The organism is Streptomyces sp. ST2-7A (assembly GCF_021390475.1).
Lineage (GTDB): Bacteria > Actinomycetota > Actinomycetes > Streptomycetales > Streptomycetaceae > Streptomyces.
Map to the genome: position 1 here is coordinate 94,888 of NZ_JAJUWS010000021.1, position 10,649 is coordinate 105,536.

Here is a 10,649-nt window from a genome sequence, read left to right on the forward strand (position 1 = left end):
GGCGGGCTCGGAACCGGACGCGGAGCCTCCCACGGTGGCGATGCAGTGTGCCGTATGCGAGGAGTCCAGCCCGGCCGTAGAACTGCCCCGGCAGCACGCGCCCGGTTCGCGGGAGGTCGCGCGACGGTCGGCGGCCGGATGGGTACGCCAGCACCGCGAGGCGAACCGTGAGCACTTCACCTACCGCCTGGTGAAGACCCACCCCTACCGACTGGTCCCCGGGGGGTGGATGTGACGGCGGTCCATGACGGCTACTGGTGCGAAACGGTGGCCCGTAGTCCCGAGGCCGAGGGGGAATGGATACTCGGCGGCTACCGGGCCGGCACGCCCCGCTTGGCGCTGCGATGGATGCGGAGTCAGGCCCGCCGCCTGGCCGATGCCCTGGACCCGATGCCCGACTGTGGCCCGTTCCCGCCGGGCAGTCTGCGGCAGGTCGGCCCGCACGGGCCGAACCCCGGGCGGATCTTCCGCGAATGGGCGGCCGATCTCCGGTTTCAGGACGTGCAGTTGGCCGCCCTGGTGAACGGTCGGCACATCAGCGTCAACGCGGGCGGCCCGGACCGCGTATGGGGGTGGTGTGACGCGGATGTCCATTACTCCCTGTCATGCCGGCCGATCGCTCTCGATTTCCTGACCGACTGGAGATTAGTGGAACCGCAGTACGCGCACGCCTGACAGACTCCCGCCCCCTGCCGGGGAGGAACCGCGCATCTCCCACGGCACGGCCCCCGGCAGGGGGCGGGTACCAACTTGGTCCAGCGGAGGACACATGCACCAGGTGATCGCCAGCCCGCAGCACGACAAGTTCGTCATCGTCCGGCCCGGCTCCCGCAAAGGGATGCAGATCCCCAGCACCATGTACCGCGACCTTGCGGAAGCGGTTCAGAACGGTACGCCGGTTCCTGGCCGGCTCGCTGATGCCGCCCGCACGGCATGGGGCGTTGACATCTCCGGCGAGCCCAGCAAGGGAACGGTTCTCGTGCGCCCGGTCACCCGGCTCAACTACAGCCGCGCCACGTGGGAAATCAACAAGGGCTGTAACTTCAACTGCGAACACTGCTACTTGGCGGAGCGGAAGTTCGAAGGGCTTCCCCGCGATGAAAAATCCCGCCTGCTTGAAATGCTTCGGGATTCGGGTGTTCTCTGGCTTCAGTTCACGGGCGGGGAACCAACCATTGACCGTGACTTCCGGGATGCATACCGGGAAGCCTACGGAATGGGGATGATGATCGAGATTCTGACCAACGGATCTCGACTTCACCAGGCAGAAACCGTGCAACTGCTTTCGGCGATGCCGCCGCACAAGGTAACCGTCTCGCTCTACGGCGCGTCCTCGGAAAGCTTCGACTCGCTGACGCGAAAGCCGGGAGCATTCAAGCTTCTCTCGAAAGGGCTCAAGGCGGCGAAGGAAGCCGGGGTTTCACTTGAGCTTGCACTGATTATCACGAAGTACAACGCGCACGAAATCGACGCAATGCGGGCCATGGCGGAGGAGTACGCCACAACGTACAGCGAGTACGGGAACATTTCCCCGACGTACGACGGCAACCCGGAGCCGTTGGCCGCACAAGCGCCGGGCTTCCTGAACAAGTCCACTGTATTCAAGGGCTGTCCGGCCGGGCATACCTTCTTTCACGTGGACCCGCATGGATTCGTCACCATGTGCAAAGTCGGCCGGGAAAACCCCATCAACCTGATGGCAGAAGGGCTTCCGGGCCTCCTGCGTCTGCCGGGAATCGCAGACGCCCAAATGCTTCGCTCCGGTGGCTGTAGCGGGTGCAAGCTCTCGGCTACCTGCCGAGTATGCCGACCACTCGCCAAGGCTTACCAGGAAGCGAAGGCACCACTGGAAACATACTGTCAGCACGGAAATGGAGGAAAAGTCGCATGACCGCAGTAGCCGTAGAGATCACGCCCCGCCCCGTGGCGGCGGAGCCGGAGCCGCTTCGTCCGGTGAGCCCCGAGCCTGCCGGGCTCGTCATCGTCGATGACGTCGAGGCGCTGGCCGAAGGCACCGCAGCCGCCTGCAACGACGACAACCCGTACCGGTAAGCACCCGCCGCACCGGTTGCGTGTCCCGCGTGGGCTCCACGGCGTTCACTCGTCGTGGGGCCTGCGCGGCCCGTCGTGTGAGAGTGTGAGGAACCATGCCGACGTCTCGTATCGCCTTCCAAGAGCTGCCGCCCGCAGTGATCGCCGCTGTTGAAAAGCGCACCGGACCGATTCTCAAAGTTGAGCCCGCGAACGAGGGGTTTAATAGTGAGGTCGCCGCACGGGTGTTCACGGAGACCGAGAGCTGTTTCATCAAAGGAATGCGGGCCGACCATAGGCGCATCTGGACGCAGCGCCGGGAAGCGGAAGTAAACCAGTTCCTTACGGGCCTCACACCCGAACTTCTCTGGCACACAGAAGAGGCCGGGTGGAATCTTCTGGGCTTTGAACTCCTGGAAGGCCACCACGCCGATTACTCGCCCGGCTCCCCAGACTTGCCCAAGGTCGCGGATTTGCTGCGCCGCCTGGGAGAAATCCCTTGCCCCGAAATCGAGTTGCGGCAAGCAGAGCAACGCTTGGAAGGCTATGCGGCATCGGCAAAAGATCTCGATTTCTTCGCAGGTAATGCCCTGCTGCATACCGACCTGAACAACGCCAACGTACTCGTTGATGACTCCGCCCGCCTTGTCGATTGGGCTTGGGCAACTCGCGGAGCCCCGTGGCTGGACGCCGGATACTGGGTCATCTGGCTGATGGCGGCAGGAGGCCATACACCGGATTCAGCGGAACAATGGGCGAGCCATGTTCCGGCGTGGAGTGCTGCTCCTTCCGCTGGTGTAACGGCCTTCGCCGTCGCCAACGCGGCCATGTGGCAGGAAATCGGCGGAGAAGACCCGGACCCATGGACCGCTCGCCTGGTTACTGCTGCACGTAACTGGGCTACATATCGCAAGTCCCTTTAGCGCGCCTCTCGTTCAGGGGCGCGGATTCACTGACAACCAAAAATGGACCCCGGCGGGTGCGCTAATACTCCAGCAGGATTTTGCTGTCTGACCTGGTCTTTCGCCGGGCGGCCGGAGTGTAGCGCGGCTTCGATCGTGTGGGGGCGGTCTCACGGGGACCGCCCCTCGATCGTGCGACAACGCCGCTGGTAGTGACAGCGGCGGGGCAGCCTCCGAGGGTGATCACCGAGCATGCCGCCGCGCAGTGGGACCTCGAACTGGACGATCTCTTCCTGACCATCGGGCACCGCTTCGGCCGAGTCGAGCTCCGCCGCCGCATGCGTGACTACGTACGCGGGCTGCTCGCCCCGGTGGCCCGCAAGAACAGTCCCCGCAGGGGGCGACCCCCAGGCAGCTGGCCGAACAGGCCGGCCACCCCACGCCTGACGGGCTGCAGCACCTCCTCGCCGGATCGAAGTGGGAGCCCGATGACATCCGCGACGACCTGCAGGAATACGTTGCCGACAAGCTCGGCGAGGCCGGCGGCGTCCTGATCATCGACGACACCGGGTTCATCAAGAAGGGCACCACCTCAGCCGGGGTCCAGCGTCAGTACTCCGGAACAGCCGGCCGGACGGAGAATCCCCCGGAGGGGGTACCCCCAGCCAGATCGGCGTCTTCGCCGCCTACGCCTCCGTCCGGGGCAGGGCCCTGGTCGACCGCGAGCTCTACCTCCCGAAGTCCTGGACCGAGGACCGGGAACGCTGCCGCACCGCAAAGGTCCCCGACGAGCGGGAGTTCGCCACCAAGGGCGAACTGGCCCGGCACATGGTGTTGCGGGCCCTCGCCTCGCCACTGCCTATCGCCTGGGTCACCGCGGACTCCGCCTACGGTCAGGACAACCGCTTCCGCCGGCTGCTGGAACAGTCAGGTGTCGGCTACGTACTGGCCGTGCCCAAGTCCCAGTTCAGCGTGGGCTGTTCACGGATCGAGGCTCTGTTCGCGCAGGCTCCGGACGAAGCGTGGGAGAAGATCTCGTGCGGCGACGGCGCGAAGGGGCCACGCGTCTACCACTGGGCAGCGGTGCGACTGCCGGCCGTCGCCGAGTTCGACTACCAGGGCGAGGTCCCGCACCGGATGCGGTGGGCACTGGCCCGGCGCAGCATCAGCAAACCCGACGAGATCGCCTACTACCTCGCCTACACGCCCCTTCAGGTCACCGTCCAGGAGCTGGTGCGGGTCGCCGGGGCACGCTGGGCGATCGAGGAGTGCTTCCAGGCCGCGAAGAACGAATGCGGCCTGGACCAGTACGAAGTCCGCCGCTACGTCGGCTGGTATCGGCACATCACGCTGGCCATGCTCGCGCACGCCTTCCTGGCCGCGACGGCACACCAGGCCCGGGAAAAGGGGGCGGAACAGGTGGGACGGCCGGGGCCATCGAGCTCACAGTGGCGGAGGTTCGGCGACTCCTGGCAACTTGTCGTGCCCAGCCACCGCACCTGAGCGGACACCGAGGGCTCCACCACGCGCTGAGCTGGTCGAACTGGCGCCGCCGACGCCAAGCAGTCGCCCGCCGCTGTCACTACCAGCGGCGTTGTCGCACGATCGAGGGGCGGTCCCCGTGAGACCGCCCCCACACGATCGAAGCCGCGCTACACTCCGGCCGCCCGGCGAAAGACCAGGTCAGACAGCAAAATCCTGCTGGAGTACTAATACCCCTGGGGCGTGGCCAACAGATTGGACCTGTTGACGTGCGTCACTCTATCGCGCGCACCCTCGCGGCGTGCCTCCGGACCGTTCTCGCGCTCCTCCTGCCCGCAACCGGCCAGCGACGCCGGACCACCGAAGCACCCGCCGCCCCTGCCCACCGCGACACGTGAACACCAGGACGAGCGACGGCCCCCGAACGAGCACCCCCGGAGCCCTTACGCCGCGACCCACGCGGCGGACGAGCCGTTGAACGGGGAAGTCGTTGGACTCATCCGCCCCTACGTGCTCCGCTTCGAGGAACACCGCAGGCAGCTTGAGGAACAGCGGCTTCAGCTCCAGCGACGCACGGCCCTTCTGCTTGCGCTCGACGGGATCGATGTCGGCCCGGAGCGCATTCACGGGGTGTGGGTGCCCATGGCTGAAGCGGGGTAGACCGGCGTCGGCCGGCACTCCGAACCAAGAAACGTCCCGCCGATGTGGCGGGGCGTTTCTTGGTTCGTGCGGCTGGTCAGAGGAGAGCACGGAACGGATTGGGCCGCCTGACGGTCACCTGAACCGCACATGAAGAAGACCCCCCAAGGCGAATTTGGGAGGTCTTCGTGCCGACCAGGCCAGTACCGTGCTGACCCGGTGCTGACTGGAGGTTCCAGCAAGGCCGTCCTAGCAGGTCAGAGGCCCACTCTCAGACGTTGACGCCGTAGTCCAGGGCGATCCCGCGCAGGCCGGAGGCGTAGCCCTGACCGATGGCGCGGAACTTCCACTCCGTGCCGTGCCGGTACAGCTCACCGAAGACCATCGCGGTCTCGGAGGAGGCGTCCTCCGAGAGGTCGTACCGGGCCAGCTCCACGCCGTCGGCGCGGTTGATGATCCGGATGTAGGCGTTGCGCACCTGGCCGAAGTTCTGGTGCCGGTTCTCGGCGTCGTAGATCGACACCGGGAAGACGACCTTGTCGACCTCCGGGGACATGCCCGCGAGTTCGACGTTGACCTCCTCCTCGTCGCCGCCGGCGCCGGAGCCGCCGACCAGCTCGTCCCCGAGATGCTCGACGGTGCCGTCGGGGCTCTTGAGGTTGTTGAAGAAGATGAAGTGCTGGTCGCTGATGACCTTGCCGCCGGCGTTGACCAGGAGGGCGCTGGCGTCCAGGTCGAAGTCCGCGCCGGTGGTGGTGCGGGCCTCCCAGCCCAGGCCCACCGTGACCGCGGTCAGGTTCGGGGCCTCCTTCGTCAGCGAGACGTTGCCGCCCTTGCTGAGGCTGACTGCCACGGTACTCCTCCAGACGTTGCTGCGGGCATCGGACGGCCCCAATATGCCATCCCGCCCCTTCAACGGAAACGGCGGGCGTCGGTGTTCCCCCCGGGGGCCACGAGCTGCGACGCATGGGATGAACGGGGTCGCCGGGCCGCCGGGGCCAACCCTCGTACGGGCGACGGACGGTGGGCGGCCGGAGTCGCCGGCGGGGGCCGGCCGGGGGGCGGGTTGCCGGGCGGATGGATCGCGCGCGGTCGGTCCGGGGCCGCCGGCGGGGGCCGGGCACCGACACGTCCGGGACCCGGCGGGAAGCGGCCGGACCCGGTACCGGGCACGGGCCGGCCGGGTGGGGTCGGGGGCCGGTCGGGTCCCGGCGGGGATCAGACCTCGTCGCGGAGGGCGTCCAGGGCGGCGATGTAGGCGTCCAGGTCACGGGCGTCCGGCATGCCGTTGATCACGCTCCAGCGCACCACGCCCTCGCGGTCGATGACGAAGGTGCCGCGCAGCGGGCAACCCCGGTCCTCGTTGAAGACGCCGTACGCCCGCGACACCTCGCCGTGCGGCCAGAAGTCGGAGAGCAGGTGGTACTCCAGCCCCTCCTGCTCGGCGAAGACCCGCAACGCGAACGGCGAGTCGGCGGAGACGGCCAGCAGCTGGGTGTCGTCGTTGACGAAGTCGGGGAGTCGGTCCCGGACCTCGCAGAGTTCACCGGTGCAGATGCCGGTGAACGCGAAGGGGAAGAACAGCAGGACGACGTTCCGACCCGCGTCCCCGGGGCCGGCGGACCCCGCCCGGAAGTCGGAGAGGCGCACGGTTTCGCCGTGCTGGTTGCGCAACGCGAAATCGGGTGCCTTGGTTCCGGGGGTGATCTCCATCAACGGGTCCCTTTCGGCTACCGGGCCGGTCGGCGCCTTCGCCGACACGAACGATCCACGGACGACGAACGCGCCCGTTCGATTCAGCCTACGCCGGGCCACCGACACCGAGGTGAGGCACCGACCGGGAGCCGTCACGGGGCCGATCGGCACCGCGACCGGCCCCGCGGCGGTCAGCGGCGTCCGCCGGCCTTCCCCGCCGTGGTCTTGGGGGTGACCAGCCGGCTGCCCGTCCAGTCCCCGCCCGCGCTGATGGTCTTGGTCTGTGCCAGGCCCGCCGTGCGGGCGGCCTCGCCGATCTCGCTGGGCTCGACGTGCCCGTCCCGACCGGTCTTGGGCGTCAGCAGCCAGACCGGCGCCCCCGGGTCGATCAGGGTGGTGGCATCCACCAGCGCGTCGGTGAGGTCACCGTCGTCCTCGCGGAACCACAACACCACGGCGTCGGCGACGTCGTCGTGATCCTCGTCGACGAGCGGTTGGCCCGTGACGGCCTCGATCCCCTCGCGAAGCTCCTGCTCGGTGTCTTCGTCCCAGCCGAGCTCCTGGACCACCTGTCCGGGTCGGAAACCCAGCTGGTCCGCCGGGTTGGTCCGCTCCTCCGCGTGGTCCGCGGTCGCGCTCACGGATTGCCTCCTGTGCTGTTCGGTGTGGTGCCGGTGTGGCAGGTCGCCCCACGCGTGCGCGTGGGTTGTGCGGTAGTCCACACGGGCCGGGCGGATCACGCAAGTACCCGGTGGGGGCACGGGGCCAAACGTCGCGTCCCCGACCGCCCGTCGAACGGCGGGTGAGGTCCGTCACGGGCCGGGCCCGGGGGACCCCGGATCGGTCGGCGGGGCACCTGCCCGCCGAGCCCGGGGAAAAACCGGAACGACCCTTTCACAGTCCGGAAGCCCGGGGCGTAGGGTGGACCGTCGGCCGCCGGTGTCGTCCCCGATGTCCGGCCCGGCCCGCGTCCCACCGCCCCGAGGGGGTGGGTGTTACCACACGGTAGAGATGACGTTTCGCCTTCCGGGGTCCACGATGGAAGGCGGCCGACATCAGGCAGAGGACATCGGCACAGCTCCCCACCTCACAGTGAAGGAACAGCGTGGCTTCCGGATCCGATCGCAACCCGATCATCATTGGCGGCCTTCCCAGTCAGGTCCCGGATTTCGATCCCGAGGAGACCCGGGAATGGCTCGACTCGCTCGACGCCGCCGTCGGCGAACGGGGCCGGGAACGGGCCCGCTACCTCATGCTGCGCCTGATCGAGCGCGCCCGTGAGAAGCGGGTCGCCGTCCCCGAGATGCGCAGCACCGACTACATCAACACCATCGCCACCCGGGACGAACCGTTCTTCCCCGGCAACGAGGACATCGAGCGCCGGATCCTGAACGCCACCCGGTGGAACGCCGCGGTGATGGTCTCCCGTGCCCAGCGCCCGGGCATCGGGGTCGGCGGCCACATCGCCACCTTCGCCTCCTCGGCGTCGCTGTACGACGTGGGCTTCAACCACTTCTTCCGCGGCAAGGACGAGGGCGACGGCGGCGACCAGATCTTCTTCCAGGGCCACGCCTCCCCCGGCATCTACGCCCGCGCCTACCTGCTGGACCGTCTCTCCGAGCAGCACCTGGACGGTTTCCGTCAGGAGAAGTCCAAGGCCCCCCACGGCCTGTCCAGCTACCCGCACCCGCGGTTGATGCCGGACTTCTGGGAGTTCCCCACCGTCTCCATGGGCCTGGGTCCGCTGGGCGCGATCTACCAGGCCCGGATGAACCGCTACACCGAGGCGCGCGGCATCGCCGACACCTCGAAGTCCCGGGTGTGGGCGTTCCTGGGCGACGGCGAGATGGACGAGCCGGAGTCGCTGGGCCAGCTGTCCCTGGCCGCCCGCGAGGGCCTGGACAACCTGACCTTCGTGGTCAACTGCAACCTCCAGCGGCTGGACGGGCCGGTGCGCGGCAACGGCAAGATCATCCAGGAGCTGGAGTCGGTCTTCCGCGGCGCGGGCTGGAACGTCATCAAGCTCATCTGGGACCGTACCTGGGACCCGCTGCTCGCGCAGGACCGCGACGGCGTGCTGGTGAACAAGCTCAACACCACCCCCGACGGGCAGTTCCAGACCTACGCCACCGAGACCGGCGAGTACATCCGCGACCACTTCTTCGGCGACGACCACCGGTTGCGCCGCATGGTCGAGGAGATGACCGACGACCAACTGCTCCACCTCGGGCGCGGCGGCCACGACCACCGCAAGATCTACGCGGCGTACAAGGCGGCGGCCGAGCACAAGGGCCAGCCGACGGTCATCCTCGCGCAGACGGTCAAGGGCTGGACCCTGGGTCCGAACTTCGAGGGCCGCAACGCCACCCACCAGATGAAGAAGCTGACGGTGGACGACCTCAAGCGGTTCCGCGACCGGCTGCACCTGCCGATCGCGGACAAGGATCTCGAGAGCGGCGTGCCCCCGTACTACCACCCGGGGCGGAACTCCGAGGAGATCCAGTACATGCACGACCGCCGCAAGGGCCTGGGCGGGTACGTGCCCACCCGGGTGGTGCGGGCGGAGCCGCTGCCGCTGCCGGACGAGAAGACCTACGCCGCGCTGCGCAAGGGCTCGGGCAACCAGCAGATCGCCACCACCATGGCGTTCGTACGGCTGCTGAGGGACCTGATGCGGGACAAGGGGATCGGCAAGCGCTTCGTGCCGATCGCCCCCGACGAGTACCGCACCTTCGGCATGGACTCGCTCTTCCCGACGGCCAAGATCTACAACCCGCTGGGGCAGACCTACGAGTCGGTCGACCGCGAGCTGCTGCTGGCCTACAAGGAGTCGCCGACCGGTCAGATGTTGCACGACGGCATCTCCGAGGCGGGCTGCACCGCCTCGCTGATCGCCGCCGGCTCCTCCTACGCCACCCACGGCGAGCATCTGATCCCGGTCTACGTCTTCTACTCGATGTTCGGGTTCCAGCGCACCGGTGACCAGTTCTGGCAGATGGCCGACCAGCTGGCGCGCGGCTTCGTGCTGGGCGCCACGGCGGGTCGGACCACCCTGACCGGTGAGGGCCTCCAGCACGCCGACGGCCACTCCCAGCTGCTGGCCTCCACCAACCCGGCGTGCGTGGCGTACGACCCGGCCTTCGGCTTCGAGATCGCCCACATCGTGCGGGACGGTCTGCGCCGGATGTACGGGGAGAACGCCGAGGACGTCTTCTACTACCTGACGGTGTACAACGAGCCGATCACCCACCCGGCGGAGCCGGAGAACCTGGATGTGGAGAGCCTGCTCAAGGGGCTCTACCGGTTCAAGGAGGGCACGGCGGGGGAGATCCCGGCGCAGATCCTGGCCTCCGGCGTCGCGGTGCCGTGGGCCGTCGAGGCGCAGCGGATGCTGGCCGAGGACTGGGACGTGCGCGCCGACGTGTGGTCGGTCACCTCCTGGAACGAGCTGCGGCGCGAGGCCGTGGACGTCGAGCGGCACAACCTGCTGCGCCCGGAGGAGGAGCAGCGGGTGCCGCACGTCACCCGGGTCCTGCGGGACACCGAGGGGCCCGTCCTGGCGGTCTCCGACTGGATGCGGGCGGTGCCGGACCAGATCTCCCGCTGGGTGCCGAACGCCTACCAGTCGCTGGGCGCGGACGGCTTCGGCTTCGCCGACACCCGGGGCGCGGCCCGCCGGTTCTTCCACATCGACGCCGAGTCGATGGTGCTCGGCGTGCTGACCGAGCTGGCCAAGGCCGGCGCGGTGGACCGTTCGGTGCTCAAGCAGGCCATCGACCGGTACCAGCTGCTGGACGTGGCGGCGGCGGACCCGGGCCCGGCGGGCGGCGACGCCTGACGGCCCGGTACGGCCCCCATCCCGCGGCGGGGCCCCGGAACCCGAGAAGGGTTCCTGTCTCT

9 protein-coding genes and 1 pseudogene are annotated in these 10,649 nt (G+C 68.3%); 7 read left to right on the forward strand and 3 right to left on the reverse strand.

What is annotated here, in order from left to right; all coding sequences use genetic code 11:
• Window positions 1-34 precede the first annotated feature (34 nt).
• The 6 genes and pseudogenes from LZF96_RS14700 (at window position 35) to LZF96_RS14725 (ending at window position 4,436) form a co-directional block, all read left to right on the forward strand.
• The gene (locus tag LZF96_RS14700) at window positions 35-235 is read left to right on the forward strand and encodes a hypothetical protein (RefSeq protein WP_233871494.1); all 201 of its coding nucleotides are present in this window, start codon (window positions 35-37) and stop codon (window positions 233-235) included.
• Window positions 232-675: a hypothetical protein gene (locus tag LZF96_RS14705; protein ID WP_374203236.1), complete on the forward strand. Its 444-nt coding sequence runs from the start codon at window positions 232-234 to the stop codon at window positions 673-675. The genes LZF96_RS14700 and LZF96_RS14705 overlap by 4 nt, the downstream gene beginning before the upstream one ends.
• Before the next feature lie 94 nt (window positions 676-769).
• On the forward strand, window positions 770-1,891 hold the full coding sequence (locus LZF96_RS14710) for a radical SAM protein (RefSeq protein ID WP_233871547.1): 1,122 nt from the start codon (window positions 770-772) through the stop codon (window positions 1,889-1,891).
• Entirely contained in the window at window positions 1,888-2,052 is a 165-nt protein-coding gene (locus LZF96_RS14715) for a hypothetical protein (protein ID WP_233871549.1), read from the forward strand. Before LZF96_RS14710 ends, LZF96_RS14715 begins: the two co-directional genes overlap by 4 nt.
• A gap of 95 nt (window positions 2,053-2,147) precedes the next feature.
• A complete protein-coding gene (locus tag LZF96_RS14720) occupies window positions 2,148-2,954 on the forward strand; it encodes an aminoglycoside phosphotransferase (protein ID WP_233871552.1) in 807 nt (268 codons plus the stop codon).
• Window positions 2,955-3,172: 218 nt separating this feature from the next.
• Window positions 3,173-4,436: pseudogene (locus LZF96_RS14725) on the forward strand (IS701 family transposase).
• 889 nt (window positions 4,437-5,325) lie between these two features.
• On the opposite strand, the gene LZF96_RS14730 reads toward LZF96_RS14725, so the two are convergent.
• The 3 genes from LZF96_RS14730 to LZF96_RS14740 form a co-directional block, all read right to left on the reverse strand.
• The gene (locus LZF96_RS14730) at window positions 5,326-5,907 is read right to left on the reverse strand and encodes a TerD family protein (RefSeq protein WP_233871555.1); all 582 of its coding nucleotides are present in this window, start codon (window positions 5,905-5,907) and stop codon (window positions 5,326-5,328) included.
• 365 nt (window positions 5,908-6,272) lie between these two features.
• Window positions 6,273-6,767, reverse strand: a complete 495-nt coding sequence (locus tag LZF96_RS14735) for a peroxiredoxin (protein WP_233871558.1) — start codon at window positions 6,765-6,767, stop codon at window positions 6,273-6,275.
• 173 nt (window positions 6,768-6,940) lie between these two features.
• Entirely contained in the window at window positions 6,941-7,390 is a 450-nt protein-coding gene (locus LZF96_RS14740) for a DUF3052 domain-containing protein (RefSeq protein ID WP_233871561.1), read from the reverse strand.
• Between the two features lie 464 nt (window positions 7,391-7,854).
• Here LZF96_RS14740 and aceE point away from each other — a divergent pair, with 464 nt between their 5' ends.
• Window positions 7,855-10,587 carry a pyruvate dehydrogenase (acetyl-transferring), homodimeric type gene (gene aceE, locus LZF96_RS14745; RefSeq protein ID WP_233871564.1) on the forward strand — a complete coding sequence of 911 codons (2,733 nt, stop codon included), beginning with the start codon at window positions 7,855-7,857 and terminating at the stop codon, window positions 10,585-10,587.
• Window positions 10,588-10,649: the final 62 nt, after the last annotated feature.